Source organism: Streptomyces sp. CA-106110, from assembly GCF_050936285.1.
GTDB lineage: Bacteria > Actinomycetota > Actinomycetes > Streptomycetales > Streptomycetaceae > Streptomyces.
On sequence record NZ_JBNJNB010000001.1, the window covers coordinates 6640431 to 6665182 of the forward strand.

A 24752-nucleotide genomic window follows, 5' to 3' on the forward strand; every position below is an offset into this window, starting at 1 on the left:
CTGAAACCACAGTCCCGGACTCCCGGTGTCCACGATCAAAGGGAAGACCACCCCAAGCGTGCTGAACGATCATTTCGAAACAAGCCGATGGGCCGGGACGCATGTGGCCTGAACTACCCCTTGCTGCACAGGATTTGACTATTTCTCTGCGCCGAGTTCCTTGTGGCTCCCGTCGTGTCCATGCCAGAGTGCGTGCCCAGTGGGACGTAATCGACAACCGGGGGGTTCAGTGAAGAATCGTCTGCTGCGTCCGCGTCGAAGAGTGACCGTACTCTTGGCCGGCTTCCTCATGGTGTTCGGCATCTTTGCCGCAGCTCCTGCCGCGCAGGCCGCGACATACGGCCCGTACGTATGGGCCAACCTGCACGCGAGTGAGATAGCCGACCATCAACTCCTCGACGTCGCCTACCCGTATACCGGGGACGGCACGACCATCCATCTCTGGCACGACAATGGTCCGACCCAGAACCAGCGCTGGTATTTCGACAAGGTGGCGGACCACGTCTACAAGTTCCGCAATGTGCAGAGCAACAGCTGCATGGACATCCAGGGCCCGTGGACGAACGACGGCACCATCGTGCATCAGTGGCACTGCTATGCCACGACCAGCCAGGAGTGGCGGCAGGTCTTCGTGAAGAACTACTGCAACGCAGATCATTCGATCTGCGCGCCGCAATACGCATTCGTCAACGTCTACGCCAACAAATGCCTGGACGCCAGGGATGCCGGCTGGCAAGACGGCACCCAAGTCCAGATCTGGTCCTGCTCGTACGCGGACAACCAGCTCTGGTACTGAGCCGGCCGGTCCATGGGGTTCGCCCGGCGGGCTGTCGCCGGGCGAACCTGATCCGACAGCGGGCGTCGGGCCACGGCTGACTGGACCAGCGGCTACCGCGGTCCGGCTTCGAGGTCTTCCCGAAGAGGAGCAGCGCCCAGCTCAACCCTGTCGCGGACATGTGGCACTGCGCCCCTCCGGCCTGTAGGCGGAGGGGCGCAGTGCCACGACTTCACCACCGGACACAGCGTGGCCAACCGCGCGCCGGTGGGTGCGGCCCGGTGGGCCTCCGCGCGCCCGGCCACTGTGGCACCAGTCGGTGCTGAACCAGTCGGCGGTGGGCCTCCAGCGGCGGGGCCGCCTTGACCAGCCGTTCCAGGCTGTGGTCGAAGCGGGCAGCGGACGGGCCGAGATCCGCGGTGCCGGTGCGGGCGCCGCCGAGCACGTCCCGCAAGGCGAGGAGTGCGTCGGCGGCCCGGCGGCGTACGACATCAGTGGAGCGGATGGGCAGGACGAACCCCCGCGGATTCCGCGAGCGGTTCGGACTGCGGGCCGACGCCACCGCGTTGCCGCTGCCCAGTTCCGCGAGGGACCCCCCCGGGTGGACGCTGCGGACTGATCCGTCGGTCTGCGTACCCGCACAGGCTCGGCCACCGCACCGCCGGCGGTCGGAACGAACGGCAACGCCCGTCCAACCGCCGAGCCGGCGAAGCAATGCGGCCACAGCACTGGCTTTGGCCCGGTCAGTTCACGTGCCGCACCGGCCGCCCCGTGAACGCGTCCAGGAGCACACGGTCGTCGAGCGGCCGGTCCAGCTTCACCGTCACCTTCTCGCGAAGCATCTGGCTGGTGCAGGGACCGTCCATCGTCCCGACGATGGACGCGGACAGCACCACGCTCCCGCCCGTCTCCAGTACGTCCACGGCAGGACCGTCGTCGCAGGCCCCGTGACCGGCCATCACCGTGACGGACCGGCCGTCCCCCGCCGTCTCGACCAGTCCCTGAAGCGGCCACAACGTGGCGGTGGTCCCCTCCGCGACCGGCGTGACCGGCGGCGTGGGAGCCTTCGAGGGACGCAGGGCGGCCCGCTTGAGCGGAGTGTCGTAGCCGTCCAGGGTGAAGAGCCAGGCCGGGACGGTCGCCGGGCCGCGGCTGGTGGCCAGGGTCATCTCACCGAGCTTCGCCCCGGTCACGGTCAGGTGCGGTCCGTCGTGGCCGCCATGGGCCACTGTCTCGTACGCCTGCCGCGCCTCCATCAGCGGCAGCGTGAGCGAGGCGCCGCTCTCCCACTTCACCTGGCCGTTCTTCCGCGGAGCGGCGGGGAGTTCGCCGCGCAGGACGAAGTTCTGGGCCCCGTAGGCCTGCTTGTCGTCTCCGTCATGGAAGGCGTGCTCGGGCAGCTGGACGGTCTCGCCCATCGGGTAGTAACCCTTCCGCCATGCCCGGGCGGCCTCGGAGCCGTCCCAGGCGTCGGCGACCTGGCGAGCGCGGGCCTTCGCCACCGGGTCGGGGGTGTGGGACCGAGTACCACGACCGCCTCCCTGTTCGCTGTCGCAGCCGGTGACGGCCCCGCCCGCTGCGGCGAACAGGGTGAGGACGAGGAGTAGTTGGGCGGTGCGTGCGGGCATGGGTCCCCCAGGGTCCGACGGTGACGAGCACAGGCGTCGCGGTGTGGGCTCCCGGCAGTACCGCTCCTATGACGCACCGGGACCGGGTTGCGTTCGGCGCGCCCCAGTGGGCGACGCGGGTCTGCTCCTCGGCCCTTTGGCGGGCCGGTCGCGCCCGCTCAGAACGTGACCGTGCGGTCCCTGGTCACCGTCGGGGTCGAGATGACCGCATCGAATGCTTCGCCCAGCGGGGTGTGCATGGCGGCGCTCTGGGTGCGGATGCTGGTCAGCAGCTCACCGCCGTCAGGACCGGTGGGCGCGTGGCGCAGGTCGGTGAGCGTGGCCGTCTCGCGCAGGCCGGCCTCGATCAGAGCGGCCTCGAGACTGCCGGGCTGCGGGTCGGGCAGAGCCACGTCGCCGAGGGTGAACCCCACGGGCACGGTGGCGTCCGGGTGCATCTCGGGAACATGGCCGTCGGTGCACGTGACGCCGATCGCCACTTAGTTCTCGCCGAGCGTTCGCGCCAGGTGCTGTCCCATCGGCAACGCGGTGGTCGCTCCGCCGAAGAAGTTCGGGGTCTTCTGGATGTGGTTGTTGTGCGCCGCGAGCACGAACCGGGCGCCGGGCTCGGCGTGTTCCACGTGCCGGCGCAGCGTCTCGGCCATGTAGAGGTCCCGCACCGACAGGTCGGCGGTGATGCCCGTGCCCGAGTACAGGTCGTTCATGGAATCATCCGCTCCCTGCGCCGCAGTACGTCGACGGCGACTCAGCCGATCCGCCGACCCGGCCTCATGCGACCCACGACCGAGGAAGGCAGCAGCCGGCGACGGCCGATGACAGCCGCTCAGGGAGAAACGGACCATGTGGCGGTGTGCGCCCGGGCCGTCGGAGGGTCACCAGATGGACAGCGGGACCGGGTGGACCTCGTCGGGCTTGTGGCCTGCGCGTTCGTGGACGCGGCGGACCGCATCGGCCGAGGGGGCGTCGGAGAGGCAGTACATCGTTCCGGACTCCGGGTCCGCCCAGGCCCTCTCGAAGTGCACTCCCTCTTCTTTCTCTATCGCGAGGTCGGCCTTGTGCGCCTGCTTCAGCTGGTCGTCCGTGATGCCCTTCATACCGTGGTGGACGTCCATGAACTGGGTCATGGCCTCGCACCTCCTTCCGGGTGCGCTCGCCTGCTCTCCCTCCATGCTGCTCCGGCCCGACCGCGGCTGCTACGGACGCGAAGGGCCCCGGCTGCGTGCCGGGGCCCTTCGTGGTCACTCTTTGTGCGAGAGCGCAGCGAGATCGTCCGCTTCGTACGGCGTCAGCCGCACTGGCACGGCGCGCCCGACTGGCATCCGCACCCGCAGCCGGAGCCGCAGCCGCACGCGCCGACCAGCGGGAGGCTCTTGATCTCGATGGGCTGTTGGGTCTCGCGCTCCTGCGTGGGGTCGGGCGTGCTGGGGGTCTCCGCCATGGGTCCCTCCTCGAGACTGGTGCCTGTTCCCATTTCATGCCCCTGCGGACAGGCGCATCAACGGCGCACAGATGCTCGCGCACGACCGGCCGGGCTCCTTCAAGCCCCCGGGGCGGATACCGGTTCCGCGACGGACGTCTCGCCGGAACCGGGGAAACCACCCGTCCGTCAGGCCGGGGCCAGGCGCCGCCCTCGACGCCCGTTACGGCTGGATGTCCGGCTGGAGATCGTCCGCGTGCTCACCCGTCACCAGGAAGACCACACGCTTCGCGACCGCGACCGCGTGGTCGGCGTAGCGCTCGTAGTAGCGGCCCAGCAGGGTGACGTCCACGGCCGTCTCTATGCCGTGGCTCCAGCGCTCGTCGATCAGGTGCTGGAAGAGCGTGCGGTGCAGCTGGTCCATCTCGTCGTCGTCCTGCTCGAGCTGCATCGCCAGGTCGATGTCCTTGCTGACGATGACCTCCGCGGCCTTCGCCATCAGACGCTGCGCGAGCTGCCCCATCTCCAGGATGGTGGCGTCCAGGTCGTGCGGTACGGCGCGCTCGGGGAAGCGCAGCCGGGCCAGCTTGGCGACGTGCTGGGCCAGGTCGCCCGAGCGCTCGAGGTCCGCGCTCATCCGCAGCGACGTGACGACGATGCGAAGGTCCGTCGCCACCGGCTGCTGGCGGGCGAGGAGTGCTATCGCGCGCGCCTCCAGGTCGTGCTGGAGTTCGTCGATCTTCTTGTCGCCCTCGATGACGACTTCGGCCAGCTTCAGGTCGGCGTCGAGGATCGCCGTCGTGGCGCGCCCGATCGCCGACCCGACGAGCCGGGCCATTTCGACCAGACCCTCACCGATCGAGTCAAGTTCCTCGTGGTACGCGTCCCGCATCAGGATGTCCCTCTCTCACGTCTGCTTCGGGGGCCGGGGGCCGGGGCCGACGTCACCATGGCGAACACGGCGTACACGGCACCCTGGGCACCCACGGTGCCACGTTCCGGTCCCTACGCGACCGTTTCCGGCACCCCAAATGAACCGATACTGGCTCCAAGGTGAACTCTGGGCGACGAGTGGTCGAGGTCGCACTCTGATGGCTGTGGACTCGCGTATCGGCATGCCTAACCTGGACGCATGGACGTGAACGCGGCGGTCGCCGCAGCGGCTGCGATCGCCGGAGTGCTCACCGGCGTCATCGCCATGCTGGCGTTCCGCTGGAGCGAGCGCGACCAGAAGCGGCCCACGCGCACTTCCCTGCACACGGACCCGGTGCTTCCGCCCGGCGTGGACACGGTGCTGTCCGTGCTGCGGTCCTCGGCCGTCGTCCTGGACGAGGCCGACGCCGTTGTGAAGGCAAGTTCGGCAGCGTACGCCCTCGGACTCGTGCGCGGCGGCAAACTCGCCGTCGAGCCCATGCTCCAGATGGCACGTGACACCCGGCGCGACGGCGAGATACGACAGGTCGAGCTGGACCTGCCGCGGCGCGGCACCGGACGGGGCGAAGCCCTCGCCGTGTCCGCGCGCGTGGCGCCCCTCGGCTCCCGGCTGGTGCTGCTGCTCGTCGAGGACCTCACGGAGGCCCGCAGGATAGAGGCGGTGCGCCGCGACTTCGTGGCCAACGTCAGCCATGAGCTGAAGACTCCTGTGGGTGCCCTGTCGCTGCTCTCCGAGGCAGTGATGGACGCCTCCGACGACCCCGAGGCCGTGGAGCGCTTCGCGGGCCGGATGCAGATCGAGGCGACCCGGCTGACCAACCTGGTGCAGGAACTGATCGACCTGTCGCGGGTGCAGAACGACGACCCTCTCGAGGACGCCGAACCCGTACGTGTCGACGAGCTGGTCGCCGAGGCGATCGACCGCTGCCGGCACCAGGCCGGCACCAAGCAGATCACCATGGCCGCCGGCGGCACCGCCGACCTGCATGTGTGGGGCAACCGTGGCCAACTGGCCGCCGCCCTCGGCAATCTCGTCGAGAACGCCGTCAACTACTCGCCGGCCCGCACCCGGGTCGGCATCGCCGCCCGGCGGGTGTCCGCGCACGGCGGGGATCTGATCGAGGTCGCCGTGACCGACCAGGGCATCGGCATCTCAGACAAGGACAAGGAGCGCATCTTCGAGCGCTTCTACCGCGTCGACCCGGCCCGCTCCCGTGCCACGGGCGGTACGGGCCTGGGCCTCGCTATCGTCAAGCATGTGGCCGCCTCGCACGGCGGGGAGGTCACGGTGTGGAGTTCCGAGGGTCAGGGCTCCACGTTCACCCTTCGGCTGCCGGAGGCGGGTGCGGCCCGCGACCGCGCGACCGACCACCCGTCCGACCTCGATGACGAGGCCGGCCGCTCTGACGGGACGACCACCGTCTCATCCCCGTACGAACCGCTTCCCGCCCCGGAGGTCCTTCCGTGACCCGAGTGCTCGTCGTCGAGGACGAGGAGTCCTTCAGCGACGCCCTGTCCTACATGCTCCGCAAGGAGGGCTTCGAAGTCGCCATCGCGACCACGGGGCCCGACGGTCTCGACGAGTTCGAGCGCAACGGCGCCGATCTCGTCCTTCTCGACCTGATGCTGCCCGGCCTGCCGGGCACCGAGGTCTGCCGGCAGCTGCGCGGCCGGTCCAATGTCCCGGTGATCATGGTGACCGCCAAGGACAGCGAGATCGACAAGGTTGTCGGGCTCGAAATAGGGGCCGACGACTACGTCACCAAGCCGTTCTCCTCGCGCGAGCTCGTCGCTCGCATCCGTGCCGTCCTGCGCCGGCGCGGTGAGCCGGAGGAGGTGACACCGGCCGCCCTGGAGGCGGGTCCGGTGCGCATGGACGTCGACCGCCACGTGGTCACGGTGTCCGGCTCGAAGGTCGACCTGCCGCTGAAGGAGTTCGACCTGCTGGAGATGCTGCTGCGCAACGCGGGCCGTGTGCTGACCCGTATGCAGCTGATCGACCGCGTCTGGGGCGCCGACTACGTGGGCGACACCAAGACCCTCGACGTCCACGTCAAGCGCCTGCGGGCCAAGATCGAGCCCGACCCGGGTGCTCCGCGCTACCTGGTGACGGTCCGCGGCCTCGGCTACAAGTTCGAGCCGTAAACCGAGGGCGAGCCGTAGGCGGCGGCGCGCAGAGGCCCCGCAGGGGCGCATGCGCGCCGGACTGCGCACAGGCGGCCGAGTGCGCACACAGCGCGCAGGCGGCCGATCGGCGCACAGATCCGCACAGGCGGAACGCGGCGTACGTGCCGTGAACGCGCGCGAGGGAGTGCTCGGGCCTCCACGCGCGCGTACTGCACGACCAAGGGCGGCACCCCGCGAGGGGTACCGCCCTTCGCGCGTACCGGGGGGCGCCCCCTGCCGGGCGCTGGGCGTGGGTGATCCGTACCGGAGCCGGGGTGCGCGGCTGCCGCCGCGGTCGCGGGGCGCGGCTGCGCCGGCGCGAGGGCGTGGTCCGGAGAGACGAAGGCGGGCCGGCAGCGTGTGACGCTGCCGGCCCGCTCCGGTGTCAGTGCCTGGTCGAGCTCGACTCGGTCGCCGTTCCCTCGGCGGAGGAGCCGGCCGCGGGGGAGCCCGTCGCCGGCTTCGACGGCTTGGGGCTCCCGGCGGACCCGGTCGGCGACTCCGTGGCGGTCGGCATCGCGGGGACGTTGCTCGGTCCCCACTTGGTGAAGTAACTCTCGGCCGGGACGACGAACGCCCGCAGGCTGACGTCGCCGGTCTGGCTGAAGGTGAAGGTGACCTTCTGCGCGTTGCCGTCCTGGACGCCCGAGCCCGGGCTGCTCAGCGTGGCGGCGGCATTGTCCTTGCCGCCGATGATGACGGAGCTGAGGGCCGGAATGGTCAGCGGGCCGCTGCCCTTCGCGGGGCGGAGCTCGGCGGTGCCGCCGCCCTCCACGCTGATCGAGTCCAGCGTCTGCGCGGTGCGGCCGGTGTTGAAGATCGTCGCCGAGATCGCGGCGGGACCGGTGGCCTGCGCATTGGGCTGGGTGATCACAAGGGCGTTCTGGACCTTGATGCTCCCGACGCTGGTCGCCGCGTTGTCCGGCTTGATCTCGAGCGTCTGGGCGTTGTTGCCGGCACCGCACGCGGCGAGCGAGGCGATCGAGAACGCGATGGCGGCGGCGGCGAGGGCGCCGCGTCGAAGGCTGCTGCTCACGGCGGCGGCAACTCCTTGAACGTGGGCGGAGCAGGACGACTCCCTGATAAAGCCGCCCTAAGTGTTTGTCAGCGGCCATAGGTTACCGAGCCGTTCCCCGGCCTCCGCACCCGACCCTCCCCAACATCGCGGCAAGCTGTCGACTTCCCCCGGGCGGGGCATCCGCGCCGGACGGCGGAGGCGGGCGCTCCGGACGGCGAGCCCATCTCGGCGCACGGTTCGCCGCAGAGTTCCCAGATGTCTCACCAGCCGCATTGACCTCGATGTTGTCCTGCATTCACATAAGCGTCTCGGATCCCGGCTCGGGGATTTACCTTAAGGAATGCTTGGCGGTCCGAAAATCGATCACAGGGACAACAGCCGGGGGTTCATCCGGCACCTTGATCAATTCAAGATTCGTCTCGTACCGGCCTCCCGGGCACCGAACGGAGTAGCGGAAGTCGATCGCTTGAGGCGGGACAGAGGGGGATGTTTCGGACCTGTTCAGAGCCCTTCGATGTGTGTAACGTGCGGGTTTCCCCTCGCCCGCGCAGCCGCTCCGACCTGCGAATACCCCGTTCCGCTCCCCCTGCGCAGCACGTTCCTGTCGTGGTTGTCAAGCCCCGAGATATGCCCTGACCTGCGAAAACGCCATTCAGAAGACGCGGTTTCCGTGTTACCCTGGATAGCCACGGAAGGGGTACCTGTCACATGACGTTCAAGGTTGGCGACACCGTGGTCTATCCCCATCACGGGGCCGCGCTGATCGAGGCCATCGAAACTCGCCAGATCAAAGGCGTGGACAAGACCTACTTGGTGCTGAAGGTCGCCCAGGGCGACCTGACGGTGCGTGTGCCAGCGGACAATGCGGAGTTCGTCGGCGTACGTGATGTGGTCGGTCAGGACGGGCTGGACCGGGTCTTCGAGGTGCTGCGCGCGCCGTACGCCGAGGAGCCCACGAACTGGTCGCGTCGCTACAAGGCAAATCTCGAGAAGCTCGCCTCCGGCGACGTCATCAAGGTCGCGGAAGTCGTCCGTGATCTGTGGCGGCGCGAGCGTGAGCGCGGACTGTCCGCCGGCGAGAAGCGCATGCTCGCCAAGGCCCGGCAGATCCTGGTGAGCGAGCTCGCCCTCGCGGAGAACACGAACGAGGACAAGGCCGAGGCGCTGCTCGACGAGGTCCTCGCGTCCTGACGCTCGTTCCGCCCCGCCCGCTTCCCGACGGGGGAGTCCGGTGGACGGACCGGCGCACAGCACGTATGCACATGCCGCGGTGCCCGATGACGCATTTTGCAGTCGCCGGGCGCTGCGGCATGTTCGTGCCCGGGTATCACGGCACGGGGCCTCGCCGAAAGGTGGGACTCTGCCCCGGTGCCGTACGCCGGCGGGACACCCCCGGTACGGGAAACCCCCCGATACTTGGCGGGCCGGGCCCGGGCCGCCGCTCGACCGGAGGTCACGGAAGGGACCGGTCAGGGCGTCGCGCCCGGCACTCCCCCAGCCTCGGGCCGGGGGTACCCCCAAGGCCATACCCACCCCCGCCGAGCAAACAAACCTGACAGGAACCGATGTCTGACGATTCGCGCACTTCGCCCACCGAAGCCTCACAGGCTCTCGGCGCCTCTCGGGCGGGGGAGACCCCCATCGCCGCGGTGATCCCCGCCGCGGGCCGCGGTGTCCGCCTCGGTCCGGGTGCCCCCAAGGCGCTCCGCACGCTGAACGGCACGCCCATGCTCATCCATGCGGTGCGCGCGATGGCGGCCTCCCGCGCGGTCTCCCTCGTGGTCGTCGTGGCCCCGCCCGACGGGGCGCCCGAGGTCAAGTCGCTGCTCGACGCGCACGCCCTCCCCGAAAGGACCGACTTCCTGGTCGTCCCGGGCGGGGAGACGCGGCAGGAGTCGGTGAAGCTGGGCCTCGACGCGCTGCCGCCGCAGTACGAGATCGTCCTCGTGCACGACGCGGCCCGCCCGCTCGTTCCCGTGGACACGGTGGACTCGGTGATCGAGGCCGTCCGCGAGGGCGCGCCGGCCGTCGTGCCGGCGCTGCCGCTCGCGGACACGGTGAAGGAGGTCGAGCCGGCCGGTACGCCGGGCGAGCCGGAACCGGTCGTCGCCACGCCCGAGCGCGCCCGGCTGCGCGCGGTGCAGACTCCGCAGGGCTTCGACCGGGCGACGCTGATCCGGGCCCACGAGACGGTGACGGACAACGTCACGGACGACGCGAGCATGGTGGAGCAGCTCGGGCTGCAGGTCGTGGTGGTCCCCGGCCACGAGGAGGCCTTCAAGGTCACCCGGCCGCTGGACCTGGTGCTGGCCGAGGCGGTCCTGACCCGCAGGAGGCTGAACGATGGCTTCTGAGGCGCCGCTGCTGCCCCGGGTCGGCATCGGTACCGACATCCACGCCTTCGAGGAGGGGCGCGAGTTGTGGTGCGCCGGCCTGAAGTGGGAGGGCGAGGGGACCGGTCTGGCGGGCCACTCGGACGCGGACGTGGTCGCGCACGCCGCGTGCAACGCGCTCTTCTCGGCCGCCGGCCTCGGTGACCTGGGACAGCACTTCGGCACCGGGCGGCCGGAGTGGTCCGGTGCGTCGGGGGTCACGCTGCTGACGGAGGCCGCGCGGATCGTGCGCGAGGCGGGCTTCGAGGTCGGCAACATCGCCGTCCAGGTGGTCGGCCCCCGTCCGAAGATCGGCAAACGTCGTGAGGAGGCCCAGAAGATCCTCTCGGAGGCGGCAGGAGCACCGGTCTCCGTGTCCGGCGCGACGACGGACGGTCTCGGCTTCCCCGGTCGGGACGAAGGGCTGATGGCGATCGCCACCGCGCTCGTGGTGCAGGTGAGCTGAGGGCGTGCGGGGGTACCCGCAGAGCCACCAGTGACCCAGGTTCCGGAGGTGGCCATGCCGACCGCCGCACTGTCCGACCGGCTCAAGACCCTGCTCGACGGTCCCGTGTTCATCGTTCTCGGGACCGTTCAGCCGGACGGCAGCCCGCAGCTGTCCCCGGTATGGGTGAAGAGGGACGGCGACCATCTCCTCGTCTCCACGACCGTCGACCGGCGCAAGAAGAAGAACCTCGACCGCGACCCCCGGGTGAGCGTCGTGGTCGAGGACCCCGAGTCGCCGTACGAGTACGCGGAGTTCCGCGGCACGGCGGAGATCACGACGGAGGGCGGGCAGGCGTTCATCGACGAGCTCTCGCTCAAGTACACCGGGAAGAAGTACGCGGAGTTCGACCCGGCGTCGGCGCAGGACGCGGAACGCGTCGTGGTGCGGATCGTCCCGCGCAAGGTGGCCGGGAGTCTCTGAGAGGCGGCTGCCGGCGTCCTGGTCGGGAGTCGCCGTGTCCGGGGCGCCGGTGTTCCTGACGTTCGTCACGAATGCGTCGCCCTTGGCCGGAAGGGGCGTGAGGCACTGGTCCCGGCCCACTACCCTGGACTCGTGACTATTCGCCTGCACGACACCAGCGCCCGGCAGATCCGTGACTTCACCCCGCTCAAGCCGGGTTGCGTCTCGATCTACCTGTGTGGTGCCACCGTGCAGGCGCCGCCGCACATCGGGCACATCCGCTCGGGCCTCAACTTCGACATCATGCGCCGCTGGTTCGAGTACCGCGGCTACGAGGTCACGTTCATCCGCAACGTGACCGACATCGACGACAAGATCATCAACAAGTCGGCCGAGCAGGGCCGCCCTTGGTGGGCGATCGGGTACGAGAACGAGCGTGCCTTCAACGAGGGGTACGACGTCCTCGGCTGCCTCCCGCCGACGTACGAGCCCCGGGCCACCGGGCACATCCCCGAGATGATCGAGATGATGTGCGGCCTCATCGAGCGCGGCCACGCCTACGAGTCCGACGGCAACGTCTACTTCGACGTGCGCTCCTTCCCGGACTACCTCGAACTCTCCAACCAGGAGCTGGACAATCTGCGCCAGCCCGAGGGCGAGGGGGAGACCGGGAAGCGGGACGAGCGCGACTTCGCGCTGTGGAAGGCCGCCAAACCGGGTGAGCCCTCCTGGGAGACCCCGTGGGGCCGCGGCCGGCCGGGCTGGCACCTGGAGTGCTCCGCCATGGCCCACAAGTACCTGGGCTCCGCCTTCGACATCCACGGCGGTGGACTCGACCTCATCTTCCCGCACCACGAGAACGAGATCGCCCAGGCCAAGGCCTTCGGCGACGACTTCGCGCAGTACTGGGCGCACAACGCCTGGGTCACCATGAGCGGCGAGAAGATGTCCAAGTCGCTGGGCAACTCCGTCCTCGTCTCCGAGATGGTCAAGCGCTGGCGGCCCATCGTCCTGCGCTACTACCTCGGCACCCCGCACTACCGCTCGATGATCGAGTACAGCGAGGAGGCCCTGCGCGAGGCCGAGTCCGCGTTCGCCCGGATCGAGGGGTTCGTGCAGCGCGTCGTGGAGAAGGCCGGCGGTGTCGTCGAGCCCGCCCCCGAGGTGCCGCCCGCCTTCGCCGAGGCGATGGACGACGACCTGGGCGTGCCGCAGGCGCTCGCCGTCGTGCACACCACGGTCCGGCAGGGCAACAGCGCGCTGGCCGCCGACGACAAGGAGGCCGCCGTGGCCCGGCTCGCCGAGGTGCGGGCCATGCTCGGCGTCCTCGGTCTCGACCCGCTGGACGCCCAGTGGGCCGGGGAGGGCGACCGCGGCGATGATCTGCACGGTGTGGTCGACACCCTGGTGGGTCTCGTGCTCCAGCAGCGCGAGGCGGCCCGGACCCGCAAGGACTGGGGCACCGCGGACGCCATCCGGGACCAGCTGAACCAGTCGGGCCTGGTCATCGAGGACAGCCCCCAGGGTCCCCGCTGGACGCTCGGCCCGCGCTGAGCCCAGCACCGATCCGATGATCGATTGTGCCGCCCGGCCTTCCGGGCGGCACACTTCATAGACGTACGTACGACGCTTTCAAGAGACGGGTAGGTCATGGCCGCGAACAACCGCCGCATGTCCGGCAAGAAGGGCGCGCAGGTCGGCAGCGGCGGCAAGCGGCGCCGCGGCCTGGAGGGCAAGGGCCCCACTCCCCCTGCCGAAATGCGCAAGGGGCACGCCAAGCAGCGCGCCGCGCAGTCGAAGATCCGCCGGTCGCAGGGGCGCCCCCAGCGCCGTACGGGCGGAAAGTCCTCCTCCGAGCTGGTCGTCGGGCGCAACCCGGTCGTGGAGGCACTGCGCGAGGGTGTGCCCGCGTCCACGCTCTATGTGCAGCAGTTCATCGACAACGACGAGCGCGTGCGCGAGGCACTGCAGCTCGCGGGCGAGCGCGGCGGGATCAACCTCATGGAGGCCCCGCGCCCCGAGCTCGACCGGATGACCAACGGACTCAACCACCAGGGGCTCGTCCTCCAGGTCCCGCCCTACGAGTACGCCCACCCGGAGGACCTCGCCGACGCCGCCTACGACGAGGGCGAGGACCCGCTGATCGTCGCCCTCGACGGGGTGACCGACCCGCGCAACCTGGGCGCGGTGGTCCGGTCCGTCTCCGCCTTCGGCGGCCACGGCGTCGTCGTGCCGGAGCGTCGCGCGGCCGGGATGACCGCCGGTGCGTGGAAGACGTCGGCCGGTACGGCCGCCCGTACGCCCGTCGCGCGTGCCACCAACTTGACGCGCGCTCTCGAGGCGTACAAGAAGGCGGGGATCGTGGTCGTCGGTCTCGCCGCCGACGGGGAGGTCGAAGTCGACGAGCTGGAGGCCCTGGAAGGCCCGGTCGTGATCGTCGTCGGCAGCGAGGGCAAGGGGCTGTCGCGGCTGGTCGGCGAGACCTGCGACTTCCGGGTGCGTATCCCGATGCCGGGCGGCGCCGAGTCACTCAACGCCGGTGTGGCGGCGGGCATCGTGCTGTACGAGACGGCCCGCCGACGGGCCTGACACCCATGGCTGAGAGCCTGTACGGGTGTTCATGTGTTCGCCCGTACAGGCTCATTCGGTCGTGCAGGACGAGCTTGACGGGGTCCGGACAGATCGGCGCGGTCAAAGCAGTGTCCTAACCACACGTCACTCGGTTAGATGAGTGTGGAGACCAGAACGCCCCGCACACCCACGGGGGACCGATCGTCGGGATTCGACGACACTCCCGCGCTGAGCATGGTGAAGGTGCCGAGCGACCCGGCGCAGGTCATCGTCAATCATGCGAGCTTCCGCGTACAGCTGGGCGCGTCCACGCGGCGTGCTCAGTCCCCGCGGATCGCGCGGGACGTGACCTCCCCGCACACCATGGCGCACATGTCCGTCGTCGGTCCGGCCGGCGGAGGCGGGGCGTCCGAAGGCCGCCGTCGGCCCGTCGTCTGGAGCGGCAGGTCCGCGCCCGACGACACCGGGGCCCACCGGCTGCTGCAGGCCGTGCGGAGCTCGAGCGTGGGCCACGGCGAGGAGTTGGCCGTGGACGCGGGCGCCACCCAGGTCATCCCCCGGGTCGGGGTCGACGGTCTGCCGGGGGCAGGCGGCTACGACGACGGGCCGGCCACGCGGACCTTCGAGCCGCCGGCCGTCGGGGGCCGGCACGGCCATGGCGAGACCCGGCTCCTGCCGCGCATGCGGAGCGTCGGCAGCGCGTACGACGAACCGGCCTACGCGCCACCCGGCTATGACGAGCCCGCGTACGACACACCCGCGTACCCCGGATCCCCCTACGACGAAGGGGAGTTCGCGGGCCGGGGCGGGGAGCCGACACGGCGGGCGCCGCGGCACAGTGCCGACCCGGTGCGGCACGCCTATTACCCCGGCCGCCGGATGAACCTCGGCGTGGTGCTGCTGCCGCTGCGCATCTTCCTCGGCTCCATCTCGGCCTACGCCGGCATGGGCAAGCTCTGCGACCCCGTCTACTTCGACGGCGGCAAGCGGGGCTCCATGGTCACCTGGCTCAACACGCTGCACCCCTGGGAAGTCGCCGAACCGCTGCGGCAGTTCGCGCTCCACCATCCCGTCGGCACCGGTCTCGTCGTCGCCTTCCTCCAGGTGCTCGTGGGCGTGCTCACGGTCCTCGGGCTGTGGCAGCGGGTCGCCGCCTCGGTCGGAGGGCTCCTGTCGGCCGCCCTGATCGTCACCGTGAACTGGCGGACGGCGCCCGCGTACGACGCGCCCGACATCATCTACCTCGCCGCCTGGTCACCGCTGATCATCGCCGGGGCGCCCGTGTACTCCGTGGACGGGCGGCTCGCGGGCAGCGCCTGGCGCCGGCTCGGACCGCGGGCGGACATCTGGCAGTTGCGGCAGTACGTGCTGCGTCGCGGCGCGCTGGTGACGGCCCTGGTGACCGGGGTGACGCTGCTGGTCGGATCGCTGCTCGGCGGGGCGGTGCGGGACGCGAACCGGGTGGTCGTGCCCGGCCCCGGCGAGGCGCCGCGCAACGAACTGCCGGGCTCGCCACTGCCCGAGACACCGGGCGAGCAGCAGCACAAGGCGAGCCCCTCGGCCCCCCACTCGCCGGCGTCGACGCACGGCGCGACATCGTCGCCGTCGAGCGTGGCCACGACGCCGAGCACGGCCGCCGGTGCGACCGGCACGGTCTCCGGCGGCAGCCCGAGCCAGACCCAGGGCACCACGGGCCACGTCCCGCCGCGTCACTCGGCACCGGCGCAGCAGGCACCGAGCACGAGCGCGGGTCCGTCGTCCTCGGGTGGCACCGGCACCGGCGGCTCCACGGGCGGGGCGAGCGGCAGCACCGGAGGCAGTGGCTCAGGAGGCTCGGAACACCTGGTGGGCGGGTTGCTGGGATAGCCCCTGGGGCGGCTCTGCGGAAGGGGCCCCGTACACTCGCCGGTGTGCGGGGCCCCTTCGTGTGGCAGGACGGGACGGAGTGCTATGGGCGGGACTTCCGCGGGGCGTCAACGCCCCAGCGCCGCCAGTTCCTTCGCCGCCTCCGTGAGGTCCTTCGCGGTGTCGATGGCCCGCCAGTACGCGCCCTGGGGGATCGGGAAGCCGGCCAGGCGGCGTTCCCGGGCCAGGCGCGGGAAGGTGGTGCGCTCATGGTCGCCGCGCTCCGGGAGCAGCTTGGCGAACTCGGCGGCGAAGACGTAGACACCCGCGTTGATCTCGAACGTCGACGGCGGGGCCTCGATGAAGTCGGTGATGTGTCCGAAGCCGTCCGTCTTGACGGCGCCCCACGGGATGCGCGGACGGGCCAGCGCCAGTGTGGCGACGGCATCGCGCTCGGTGTGGAAGTCGGCCATGTCGCGCAGCGAGAAACGGGTCCAGATGTCACCGTTCGTGGCGTACCACGGCTTGTCGGGGTGAGGGAGGTGCTCGGCGGCGTACCGCAGCCCGCCGCCGCGGCCGAGCGGTTCGGACTCGACGACCGTCGTGACGTGGAGGGGCAGGTCGGTCGAGTCCAGCCAGCGCTCCAGGACGTCGGCGAGATGGCCGCAGGAGACCACGACGTCCGTGACGCCTTCTTCGGCGAGCCAGGCGAGCTGGTGCCCGATGATCGGCGTCCCGGTGCCCGGGATCTCCACCATCGGCTTGGGCCGGTCGTCGGTGTACGGCCGCAGCCGTGAACCCTGGCCACCGGCCAGGATGACGGCTTGGACGGGGCGCGCGGCGGCGCTCGGATCGGTCATGACCGAACTGTACGACGCGCGCCCCGTCCCGGCCGGGCGGCCTCAGCCGCGCTGCGCGGTGACGCCCGAGGCGAAGGAGGTGTCGCAGACCGGGCGGGCGTAGGACTGGGCGCGCGAGGGGCCGTACATGCGGACGGCGGCCCGGCCCAGGGCACGGGCGATGGCGGCGCAGTGCCTCGCCAGCGACGGGCGGCCGTTGACCGCCTGCTGGAGGTGGGTGAGCGCGACGCCGGGGTTCGTCTCCTGGAGTTCCAGCAGGAGCTTGTCGCGCAGCACGTCCTGCGGGGCGCGGGAGGAGGCGCGCGTCGAGACGTCTTCGGCGGAGGCGGCGAGCACCGAGTTCGAGGAACCGCCCGACCAGTTGACGCGGGTGACCGCCAGGGTCCCCGACAGCACCAGGACGACAGGCAGTACGAGGGCGGGGGTGCGGCCGATCCGGCGGGCGGGGCCACGGCCGCGCCGAGTCCGTGGAGTAGTGGTGTGCTTCACGCGAGTGAGGGTAGCGCGGGGTAGTGATTTGGCGACAATTAGTCACCGGTTCGGGGGATGTAGAAGCGGGAATTCCGAGGTATGGGGTTGACGCCGACATCGAAATGCCTTGTTTGCCGGGGTATTTGTCGACAACGAAGAGGGCCCCGCAGCAGGCTGCGGGGCCCTCTTCGTCAGTCCGTGGCGGTGCGACCCGCTCCGGGCGGTGCTCAGTCGGTGAGGCGCTCGCCCGTCGAGGTGGAGAACACGTGGGTCTCGCCCGGCCGCGGCACGACGTGCAGCTTCGAGCCCTTCTCCGGCACCTGGCGGCCGCCGACGCGGACGACCAGGTCCTTGGACTCGCCGCTGACCTCGGCGGTGCCGTAGACGTAGCCGTCGGCACCGAGCTCCTCGACGACGTTCACGGAGATGGCGAGACCCGCCGGGGCGTCATCGGCGTGCTTGGACAGGGACGCGGCGGCGTCGCCGTTGTGCTCCACCACGTCGAAGTGCTCCGGGCGCACGCCGACCGTGACCGTGCGGTCACCCTTGTCGGCGGCGGCCTTCAGGGCCTCGCGGTTGACCGGCACGACGCTGTTGCCGAACTTCACTCCGCCGTCAATGATCGGGACCTCGACCAGGTTCATGGCCGGGGAGCCGATGAAGCCGGCGACGAAGAGGTTGGCCGGACGGTCGTACATGTTCCGCGGCGAGTCCACCTGCTGGAGGAGGCCGTCCTTGAGCACGGCCACGCGGTCGCCCATCGTCATGGCCTCGACCTGGTCGTGGGTGACGTAGACGGTGGTGATGCCGAGGCGGCGCTGCAGGGAGGCGATCTGCGTACGGGTGGAGACACGCAGCTTGGCGTCGAGGTTGGACAGCGGCTCGTCCATGAGGAAGACCTGCGGCTCACGCACGATGGCGCGGCCCATGGCGACACGCTGACGCTGACCGCCGGAGAGCGCCTTCGGCTTGCGGTCCAGGTACTCGGTGAGGTCGAGGATCTTCGCGGCCTCCTCGACCTTCCTGCGGATCTCCGCCTTGTTCACGCCGGCGATCTTGAGCGCGAAGCCCATGTTGTCGGCGACGGACATGTGCGGGTAGAGCGCGTAGTTCTGGAACACCATGGCGATGTCCCGGTCCTTGGGCGGCAGGTGCGTGACGTCACGCTCACCGATGTGGATGGTGCCGGAGTTCACGTCCTCGAGCCCCGCCAGCATGCGGAGCGAGGTGGACTTGCCGCAGCCGGACGGGCCGACCAGGACGAGGAACTCTCCGTCCTCGATCTCGATGTCGAGCGAGTCGACGGCGGGCTTCTCGGAACCCGGGTATATCCGGGTCGCCTTGTCGAACGAGACAGTGGCCATGGTGAATGGGCCCCCTTCACCGGCAGGAACGTGCCGGACGATCCGTTGTAAAGGTGGTGTGTCCACTACGGGGGTTCCGTCGTGGTGTAGTCCACACGAGTGAACTGGCTCAGGACGGTACCTCGCGTTCACCTGCTCTGTCAGCACTCGGGCCACTGTGAACTTCGCGGAAATTTTCGACAGGGCCGGTCCCGGACCTGGGTACACTGCACAGGCGCGCATGTGCACGCCTCCTTAGCTCAGCTGGTCAGAGCGCCGCTCTTGTAAAGCGAAGGTCGTCGGTTCGAATCCGACAGGGGGCTCCCCTGCCCAGCAGTACCAACGCCCCGGACCATGATCGGTCCGGGGCGTTTGACATCCACGGGTGACATCAACGGGGGCGGTCACTCACGGTCGAGGCGGCGCCTGACCAGGCGGTCCAAGTGGCTGATGGCCTCGGGCTGTGTGTCCGATGTCACGTGGGTGCAGACGTCCATCGTGATGCTGATCTGGCTGTTACCGAGGATCTCGCGGGGAGCCACGCCGTCCGCGGTGAGGAGCGTGATGCAGCCGTGCCGGGCGTGGTGTGGGCGGATGCGCCGAAGGACGGCGGCGGCCGTAATCGGGAAGAACGACCGGTTGATGTTCTGCGGATCGATCGGGCGGCCGGTGCGGGTGGTGAACATGTACGAGGACGGGGACGGCTCCACTCCCTTTCGCCGGGCCGCCTCGGTCTGTCACATCCGGTGCCGGCGCAGAGCCGACAGGCAGATCAGCGGGAGAGGCACGGGGAGGGCTCGGCCGTTCTTGGGCGTTTTCACGCCCCCGGGTGGTACGTCATCCGCCCGCGGCGTCCTCGGCCTCCCAGCGCAGCAGGTCGCCCGGCTGGCACGTGAGCGCCTCGCAGAGCGCGGCGAGCGTCGCGAAGCGCACCGCCTTGGCGCGGCCGTTCTTGAGTACCGCCAGGTTGGCGGGCGTGATCCCTACGCGCTCCGCGAGCTCGCCCACGGACATCTTCCGCCTGGCCAGCATCACGTCGATGTCGACGACGATCGGCATCAGATCACCTCGTCCAACTCGGCCTGCATCTGCGCCGCTTCGGCGTCGCGCGCCACGGCCTGGGCGAGCAGCATCCGCAGCACGAGCACGATGAGCGCGACGCCCAGGATGGCCACGCCGACCCCGCCCATGATGACGGTGACGCCCGGGTCGTCCCGCTGGCCCGGCGCATTGATGATCGTGACAGCGAACCACACGAGGGCAGCCGCCACGAACGCGCCGATCACGCCGTCCACGTACCGGAAGGCGGCATGGGAGAAAACGGTTCCGCGTCGCACCATCGTCACCAGCCGCCATACGCAGACCAGGGCGACCTGGGCCGACACCATGCCCAGGATCGTGATCACGCGCAGCGGCGTCAGAGGGAGCGATCCGTCCTCCGGGTCGTTCCCGCTGACCAACGCCCACACCATCCCTGCCTGTACGAACACGGTGCCGGCGAGCACCACCACGAGCACGGCGCGCAGCGCACGTACTGCCAGCTTTCCCATGACCCATCCTTCCATCGAGTTGCGATGGGAATCTATCGAATCTCGATAGATGAGGCAAGAGCTGTGAGGGAGGGTGGGCGGCGGTTTCGCACTGTGGCGGGACGCCGCCGCCTCCCATGGCACGGCGTTCGCGCGAACCGTCTTGATCTTGTCGAGGTCGGCCTCGCTGAGTACAAATCGGACGCCACCCGACTACGCCGAAGCCCTGACCCTGGCCCCGGGTGCCGTCCGAGTCGCGCCGGCCGAACGAGGCGGCTTCAGGCTGAGCCGCGATCGATGGTCGTGTCAGCCCATGTCAGGGTGCGCGGAACGAGGGGGTGCGGCGGTTCTTAGTTGGCCATCAGGTCGTTCTCGACGGCGGGAGCCAGTCGGGCGAGCCAGTGCTGCGTCTCGGTCGATTCCAGGATCCGGTCGAGACGGAGGGTCGGCATCATGTGCTCGAACACTCGACCAACGCCCATGGCGTAGTTGCCGTTCGGCGGGTGCAGGACGAGGACGCGGGTGCCGTCGAGGGGGTCTATGTCGGCGGGCACGCCTTCCGGGCTGATGTACGTCCCCCGGCCGTCAAAGAGGCGGAAGCAGCGGATCGCCGGGTCGTCGGGGCCGAGGTAGGGGTTGCCGCTGGTCGCCGCCTCGACCCAGGACCGCGCTGGGCGATTCCCAGCGACCAGGCCTTGCCCGGGGTCCCCGACGAGTCGATCCGCCAGGAGGATGTGCAACTGGCCGTTGTCCCCGATACCACTCATCGTGAAGGCGTATCCCCGATGTGTGCGGGGGTCGATGACGACCAGCGGCTCATCGTCAAGGACGGCAGCCAGCGCGCCGACCCAGGCAGCCAGCTGAGACCGGTGTCCGACCGCGGCGGCATGTTCGCGCAACTCGGCTTTGACGTCGTCGGAGACTGCCGCACGGAAACCTGCGTCCGCCATGACGGTGATCAGGGCTTTGAGCCAGTCCTCCATGTCGAACCAGGACATGGCGATGCGGGTCATCGTGCCCTTGTCGACACCCCGGCGCCATCGAGTCAGTCTGGTCAGCGTCCGCACCAACTGAGGGCTGCTGGCGCTCACCGGTTCGGGCAGTGGCCGCCCGCGTGCTGCTTTGGCCCAGAATTCCGGCACCACCTCGTTGAGCATCATGGCTTCCGAGGCACGCTGCGGCAGCACGTCGACGAGAGCCATGGGGGACGCACCCCACTCGACGCAGGCGCCCGCCAGAACCGCGGTCATCGCGAAGTCCCCGCCCAGACCCGGCAGCAAGGGCGCGAGGGCTTCCACGGTGGCCGTTAGGCTCTCGGGACCTCCTGCCTGAGCGGTGTCCGCAAGCCGCTCCATCGCGGCTCGGTAAGCGGGAGCGGAGCCGGACTTCATCTGTGTGACGAGTTCGTCCACCAGTACTCCAGTCGCACTTCGTGATCTGACGGGTGGTCGGGGCGTGGGTTCAGGCGAGGGCGGCGAGGCGTCGCTTGTAGTGGTGCCAGCGGGAGCGGGCTTGGTGGCGACGTCGCCAGGTGGACCATTGCAGGTGGAAGGCCATGCGGCGGGTCGCCAGGGCGGTGGGCAGGTCCCGCAGTAGAGCGGTGAACAGTTGGAACAGGCGGCGGGCCTCGGTGACGGTCAGGGCAATCTGACCGAAGTCCTCGGGCGGTTCGGCAGCTCCGTCGGTGGGCAGGACCGGGTCGGGATGGGTGCGTCGGTCCAGGCTGGCGATCACGGCGAGCAGGGCGAGCGCGGCCATCGCGAGCACCACGTGTCGGCGCCAGGAGCGGTAGCGGCGGGCCTGGGTGTGGTCCAGGCCGACGGCGTCCTTCCCGTTGGCGAAGTCCTCCTCCACCGCCCACCTGATCCCGGCGATCTTGACGAGGTCTGCCAGTGCCATGGACCGGCCCGGTGGCACGTAGGTGTAGAAGAAGGCCAGGTCGGTGGGGTCGGTGAGGGAGCGGCGGACCAGCAGATGGTGCCGGGGGCCGGCCGTGGCGACCAGCGCCCAGTCGTAGGCGCGTGGCCCCTTGGCGCCCTGTCCGCACGAGAGTCGGTTCCACGCTCGTTTGGGGACCTTCCATGCCGCGAGCAGGTCGGCCCGGATCGGCCCGGCTCCGGTGGGCACCTGGAAGTTGACGCCGACGGCGAAGACGTAGCCGATGGCCTGTTCCTCGAAGAAGCCGCGCAGCTTGGAGCTGCGGCCGTAGACCTCGTCGCCCGCCGCCCAGTCGACCTCGACGCCGACGGCGAGCGTGCGCCGGGCCTGCTCCAGGGCGATGGCGGTCTTGGTGCGGAAGGTGAAGTTCCTTCCCAGTCCGGCCTGTTCGCACCGGTCGGGGTCCTTGGCCCAGTGGTCTTGGACGTACAGGTCGCCGTCGATCAGGCAGTGCCCCAGGGCGCTAGCGTAGGTGCAGTACACGGCGACCACGGCGTTGCTGACCTGCCCGGTGGTGCCGGTGTACTGGCGTCCGACCCCGGCGGTGGCGGTGCCCTTCTTCTCCTGTCCGGTCTCATCGAAGACCAGCACTGCCCCGGGCGCGGCCAGGTGGCGTATGGCGAAGTCCCGCACCGCGTCGCGGGCGCCGTCCTCGTCCCAGGTGGCCTGGTAGAGCAGGCGCTGCATCCCGAACGCCCGCGTCTGCCCGGCGTGCTCGGCCACGGTCCAGCAGTTCTTGCGCGGCAGGTCGGCCAGAAGGCCGCGCATGTACGCGCAGGCGTGTGCCCGAGGCTCGCGGCGGGCGAACAGCGGGGCCAGCTCGGCGGAGAGCTCGTCGAACTTCTCCTGGAACAGCGAGGGATCTATGCTGACGGCAGAGGCCGCCTGATCTTCATGTTGCGTCACAACACCATGATCAACAGGTGGCCTCGCCCATGCCCCGGCGCCCCCACCCCGCCCGTCGCCCCGTCAGATCACGAAGTGCGACTGGAGTACCAGGCGCGGTATCTCCGAAGGCACGAGGGGACGTTAGCAGGGGTGACGGTCCGTCCAGAGCCGCTGCACCTACACCACCCAGGTTTCGAAAACGCCTAGCCACTTCCCGGTAAAGAGCGCTACTGAGGCGGGAACCAGGAAGAAAACACCGATGCCGCCAAGCGCATACGCCGCCCACGGCGTCACTTCCGGCAGGCCGCCACCGATTTTTCGCCTACGCGCAGTCGCGTAATGCCTGACGAACAAAGTCAAACTCAAAAGAATAAGGATCGCACCGACAAGCTGTATCCCCATCAGGCCACATTCGAGAACAATGAGGAATACGTCCGAGATCAGCAACCCCATGATCGCCCTCTTTTCACAGGCCCTACCGCGCGTGAGCTGGGGCGATGCGATCATGTCAGGTTGCTTTGAGTCGGCCTCACCTCACCCGCCCCGGGCTGCGGCGCCACGCCGGCCTTGCCGCATGCGACCAGATGTGTGGGAAGGACGACGAAGATGCCGAGCAGGTTCGGGGCGGTCCCAACGGCCGGCTGAGCCGCACGGAGGTACGAAGGATCCGGCGGCCCGTGCGGGTGGTGAAGGCCAGTCAGGAGTCGGCGATGCTGATGAGCAGTGCTGAGGCGCGGGCGATCACCGCGCGGTCCTCGGCGCTGAGGGCGCGTAGCTGTTCGTCTAGCCAGGCGTTGCGCTGGGCCCGGGCGGCGCCGGCGAGTTCGTCGCCTTCTGCGGTGGCGCTGAAGAGCACTTTGCGGCGGTCGTCCGGGTCGCGGGTGCGTACGGCGTAGCCGGCTGAGGTGAGGCGGTTCACCGTCTGGCTCATGGAGGCAGGCGACACCCGGTCGTGCTCGCTGAGTTCGGTGAGGGTCTGTGGTCCGTGCTTGTGGAGACGGGTGAGCACGGCGAGTGCCGCGTCTCCGAGGCTGCCTTCGGGGCGCTCGCTGCGGAAGCGGCGGTACAGGCGTCCGACGGCGGAGCGCAACTGTCCACCGAGGTCGGCCGCCTCTGCCTCGGCGGGCTGATCTTCAGTTGCCTTCTTCTCCATAGTTCTTTAGTATACCTAAAGAGATCTTTCTTATACCTAAACAGTGAGCACCGGCTCCGCGCTCACTGCGCGGTGCCCCGTGCCCCGTACCCCGAGGCATGCGACGACGCGACGACGGCCGTGCTCATGTCGCCGGCCGGCCGCCGGCCGCAACTCGGGCTCATAGGCAGCGAGATTCACAGTTAGGAGGAGTTGCAGTCATGCCCGCAAACCCCCTTGGCGTCGCACTGCGTAACCGGCGCGCCGGTCACCACACCCTCGTCTGGGTCCGCCCCGACCTGCAGGCCCCGGAGAACTTCACCCTGACCAGCCCCGCCTTCGATCACGGGGCACCCATGCCGGAAAGGCATCGCGGCAGGCTGTTCGGCGCGAACATCTCACCCGCCCTCACCTGGACGCGGCCGCCGGCCGGCGCCGTCGAGCTCGTGCTCATCGTGCAAGATCCCGACGTCCCTCTCGGGAAGCCGGCCACCCATGCGCTCACGCTGGGCATCGACCCCTCCCTGGACGGCATCCCGGAGAACGGCCTCGCCGACCCCAGCCCGGTTCCGGGCATCCGGCACGGGAAAGGCGGCCTCGGCCGCCGCGGCTGGGCCGGACCCATGCCGATCCGATCGCACGGACCCCACGCCTATGTTTTCCAGCTCTTCGCCCTCGACCAGGCCCCCGGGCTGCCGGCCGGCTGTGCCCTCGATGAGGTGATCGCCGCCATCGCCGGCCACGTCATCGGCCGCGCCCGACTGGATGGGACCTACGAAATCCGCTAGCACCTGCCCGACATCCCGTGCCCCCGGGCACTCGTCGGCAGGGGGGATTCGTTCCGGGCATCCCGACGCCGCTTCGGCGCCGGGTACGTGCTCACGGGGCGAATTCGACAGGGGCTCCACCGCTGAGCGGTACGAACGCCCCGGGCCGATGGTCGGTCCGGGGCGTTCGGC

Annotated in this window: 29 protein-coding genes and 1 tRNA gene; 12 read left to right on the forward strand and 18 right to left on the reverse strand. The window is 69.8% G+C overall.

Features of this window, described 5'->3' with window-relative positions; genetic code table 11:
- Nucleotides 1-262: 262 nt before the first annotated feature.
- A complete protein-coding gene (locus tag ACQEXA_RS30605) occupies nt 263-796 on the forward strand; it encodes an RICIN domain-containing protein (protein WP_359405083.1) in 534 nt (177 codons plus the stop codon).
- 211 nt (nt 797-1007) lie between these two features.
- Here ACQEXA_RS30605 and ACQEXA_RS30610 read toward each other — a convergent pair whose 3' ends face one another.
- From ACQEXA_RS30610 to phoU, 7 genes are all read right to left on the reverse strand, one after another.
- Nucleotides 1008-1337 (reverse strand): hypothetical protein, encoded by a 330-nt coding sequence (locus ACQEXA_RS30610; RefSeq protein ID WP_433131661.1) that lies wholly within the window; start codon nt 1335-1337, stop codon nt 1008-1010.
- A gap of 181 nt (nt 1338-1518) precedes the next feature.
- Nucleotides 1519-2403, reverse strand: coding sequence for a hypothetical protein (locus tag ACQEXA_RS30615; RefSeq protein ID WP_433131663.1), 885 nt, complete (start codon nt 2401-2403; stop codon nt 1519-1521).
- Nucleotides 2404-2561: 158 nt separating this feature from the next.
- Nucleotides 2562-2882, reverse strand: a complete 321-nt coding sequence (locus ACQEXA_RS30620; protein ID WP_432929513.1) for a hypothetical protein — start codon at nt 2880-2882, stop codon at nt 2562-2564.
- Nucleotides 2883-3107: an erythromycin esterase family protein gene (locus ACQEXA_RS30625; RefSeq protein WP_432929510.1), complete on the reverse strand. Its 225-nt coding sequence runs from the start codon at nt 3105-3107 to the stop codon at nt 2883-2885.
- A 168-nt stretch (nt 3108-3275) separates the two neighbouring features.
- Nucleotides 3276-3527 (reverse strand): SCO4226 family nickel-binding protein, encoded by a 252-nt coding sequence (locus ACQEXA_RS30630; RefSeq protein ID WP_359405077.1) that lies wholly within the window; start codon nt 3525-3527, stop codon nt 3276-3278.
- Between the two features lie 161 nt (nt 3528-3688).
- A complete protein-coding gene (locus tag ACQEXA_RS30635) occupies nt 3689-3841 on the reverse strand; it encodes a hypothetical protein (RefSeq protein ID WP_359405074.1) in 153 nt (50 codons plus the stop codon).
- Between the two features lie 202 nt (nt 3842-4043).
- Nucleotides 4044-4712, reverse strand: a complete 669-nt coding sequence (gene phoU, locus ACQEXA_RS30640) for a phosphate signaling complex protein PhoU (RefSeq protein WP_432929508.1) — start codon at nt 4710-4712, stop codon at nt 4044-4046.
- Nucleotides 4713-4952: 240 nt separating this feature from the next.
- On the opposite strand from phoU, the gene ACQEXA_RS30645 reads away from it, so the two are divergent.
- The gene (locus tag ACQEXA_RS30645) at nt 4953-6221 is read left to right on the forward strand and encodes a sensor histidine kinase (protein WP_359405068.1); all 1269 of its coding nucleotides are present in this window, start codon (nt 4953-4955) and stop codon (nt 6219-6221) included.
- Nucleotides 6218-6898, forward strand: a complete 681-nt coding sequence (locus tag ACQEXA_RS30650; protein WP_009340348.1) for a response regulator transcription factor — start codon at nt 6218-6220, stop codon at nt 6896-6898. The genes ACQEXA_RS30645 and ACQEXA_RS30650 overlap by 4 nt, the downstream gene beginning before the upstream one ends.
- Before the next feature lie 406 nt (nt 6899-7304).
- Here the strand turns inward: ACQEXA_RS30650 and ACQEXA_RS30655 are convergent, their stop codons facing one another.
- Entirely contained in the window at nt 7305-7955 is a 651-nt protein-coding gene (locus tag ACQEXA_RS30655; protein ID WP_432929505.1) for a DUF461 domain-containing protein, read from the reverse strand.
- 690 nt (nt 7956-8645) lie between these two features.
- Here ACQEXA_RS30655 and ACQEXA_RS30660 point away from each other — a divergent pair.
- From ACQEXA_RS30660 to ACQEXA_RS30690, 7 genes are all read left to right on the forward strand, one after another.
- The gene (locus ACQEXA_RS30660) at nt 8646-9128 is read left to right on the forward strand and encodes a CarD family transcriptional regulator (protein ID WP_003953493.1); all 483 of its coding nucleotides are present in this window, start codon (nt 8646-8648) and stop codon (nt 9126-9128) included.
- A gap of 374 nt (nt 9129-9502) precedes the next feature.
- On the forward strand, nt 9503-10291 hold the full coding sequence (gene ispD, locus ACQEXA_RS30665) for a 2-C-methyl-D-erythritol 4-phosphate cytidylyltransferase (RefSeq protein WP_432929503.1): 789 nt from the start codon (nt 9503-9505) through the stop codon (nt 10289-10291).
- Nucleotides 10281-10775, forward strand: coding sequence for a 2-C-methyl-D-erythritol 2,4-cyclodiphosphate synthase (gene ispF, locus ACQEXA_RS30670; RefSeq protein WP_432929501.1), 495 nt, complete (start codon nt 10281-10283; stop codon nt 10773-10775). The genes ispD and ispF overlap by 11 nt, the downstream gene beginning before the upstream one ends.
- Before the next feature lie 54 nt (nt 10776-10829).
- The gene (locus ACQEXA_RS30675; protein ID WP_432929499.1) at nt 10830-11237 is read left to right on the forward strand and encodes a PPOX class F420-dependent oxidoreductase; all 408 of its coding nucleotides are present in this window, start codon (nt 10830-10832) and stop codon (nt 11235-11237) included.
- Between the two features lie 132 nt (nt 11238-11369).
- Nucleotides 11370-12770, forward strand: coding sequence for a cysteine--tRNA ligase (gene cysS, locus ACQEXA_RS30680; protein ID WP_432929498.1), 1401 nt, complete (start codon nt 11370-11372; stop codon nt 12768-12770).
- Between the two features lie 96 nt (nt 12771-12866).
- Nucleotides 12867-13805 carry a 23S rRNA (guanosine(2251)-2'-O)-methyltransferase RlmB gene (gene rlmB, locus ACQEXA_RS30685; protein ID WP_359405050.1) on the forward strand — a complete coding sequence of 313 codons (939 nt, stop codon included), beginning with the start codon at nt 12867-12869 and terminating at the stop codon, nt 13803-13805.
- A gap of 138 nt (nt 13806-13943) precedes the next feature.
- On the forward strand, nt 13944-15653 hold the full coding sequence (locus ACQEXA_RS30690; RefSeq protein WP_433131665.1) for a DoxX family protein: 1710 nt from the start codon (nt 13944-13946) through the stop codon (nt 15651-15653).
- A 107-nt stretch (nt 15654-15760) separates the two neighbouring features.
- On the opposite strand, the gene ACQEXA_RS30695 is transcribed toward ACQEXA_RS30690, so the two are convergent.
- The 3 genes from ACQEXA_RS30695 to ACQEXA_RS30705 form a co-directional block, all read right to left on the reverse strand.
- Nucleotides 15761-16492 (reverse strand): nucleotidyltransferase family protein, encoded by a 732-nt coding sequence (locus ACQEXA_RS30695; RefSeq protein ID WP_432929493.1) that lies wholly within the window; start codon nt 16490-16492, stop codon nt 15761-15763.
- 42 nt (nt 16493-16534) lie between these two features.
- Nucleotides 16535-16981 carry a hypothetical protein gene (locus tag ACQEXA_RS30700; RefSeq protein WP_432929491.1) on the reverse strand — a complete coding sequence of 149 codons (447 nt, stop codon included), beginning with the start codon at nt 16979-16981 and terminating at the stop codon, nt 16535-16537.
- A 209-nt stretch (nt 16982-17190) separates the two neighbouring features.
- Nucleotides 17191-18327 (reverse strand): ABC transporter ATP-binding protein, encoded by a 1137-nt coding sequence (locus tag ACQEXA_RS30705; protein ID WP_432929489.1) that lies wholly within the window; start codon nt 18325-18327, stop codon nt 17191-17193.
- A 228-nt stretch (nt 18328-18555) separates the two neighbouring features.
- On the opposite strand from ACQEXA_RS30705, the gene ACQEXA_RS30710 reads away from it, so the two are divergent.
- Nucleotides 18556-18629, forward strand: a tRNA-Thr gene (locus ACQEXA_RS30710).
- An 81-nt stretch (nt 18630-18710) separates the two neighbouring features.
- On the opposite strand, the gene ACQEXA_RS30715 is transcribed toward ACQEXA_RS30710, so the two are convergent.
- The 7 genes from ACQEXA_RS30715 to ACQEXA_RS30745 form a co-directional block, all read right to left on the reverse strand.
- Nucleotides 18711-18992: a hypothetical protein gene (locus ACQEXA_RS30715; protein WP_432929487.1), complete on the reverse strand. Its 282-nt coding sequence runs from the start codon at nt 18990-18992 to the stop codon at nt 18711-18713.
- A 151-nt stretch (nt 18993-19143) separates the two neighbouring features.
- A complete protein-coding gene (locus tag ACQEXA_RS30720) occupies nt 19144-19365 on the reverse strand; it encodes a helix-turn-helix domain-containing protein (protein WP_432929485.1) in 222 nt (73 codons plus the stop codon).
- A complete protein-coding gene (locus ACQEXA_RS30725) occupies nt 19365-19856 on the reverse strand; it encodes a DUF2975 domain-containing protein (RefSeq protein WP_432929483.1) in 492 nt (163 codons plus the stop codon). The genes ACQEXA_RS30720 and ACQEXA_RS30725 overlap by 1 nt, the downstream gene beginning before the upstream one ends.
- Nucleotides 19857-20185: 329 nt before the next feature.
- Entirely contained in the window at nt 20186-21247 is a 1062-nt protein-coding gene (locus ACQEXA_RS30730) for a hypothetical protein (RefSeq protein ID WP_433131667.1), read from the reverse strand.
- Nucleotides 21248-21296: 49 nt separating this feature from the next.
- Complete coding sequence (locus tag ACQEXA_RS30735; protein WP_433130520.1) at nt 21297-22679, reverse strand: IS701 family transposase; 1383 nt, start codon at nt 22677-22679, stop codon at nt 21297-21299.
- 159 nt (nt 22680-22838) lie between these two features.
- Nucleotides 22839-23114 carry a hypothetical protein gene (locus ACQEXA_RS30740; RefSeq protein ID WP_432929480.1) on the reverse strand — a complete coding sequence of 92 codons (276 nt, stop codon included), beginning with the start codon at nt 23112-23114 and terminating at the stop codon, nt 22839-22841.
- A 244-nt stretch (nt 23115-23358) separates the two neighbouring features.
- A complete protein-coding gene (locus ACQEXA_RS30745; RefSeq protein ID WP_432929478.1) occupies nt 23359-23814 on the reverse strand; it encodes a MarR family winged helix-turn-helix transcriptional regulator in 456 nt (151 codons plus the stop codon).
- A gap of 200 nt (nt 23815-24014) precedes the next feature.
- Between ACQEXA_RS30745 and ACQEXA_RS30750 the strand changes: the two genes are divergently transcribed.
- The gene (locus tag ACQEXA_RS30750) at nt 24015-24581 is read left to right on the forward strand and encodes a YbhB/YbcL family Raf kinase inhibitor-like protein (protein WP_432929476.1); all 567 of its coding nucleotides are present in this window, start codon (nt 24015-24017) and stop codon (nt 24579-24581) included.
- The last annotated feature ends 171 nt before the right edge of the window (nt 24582-24752 follow it).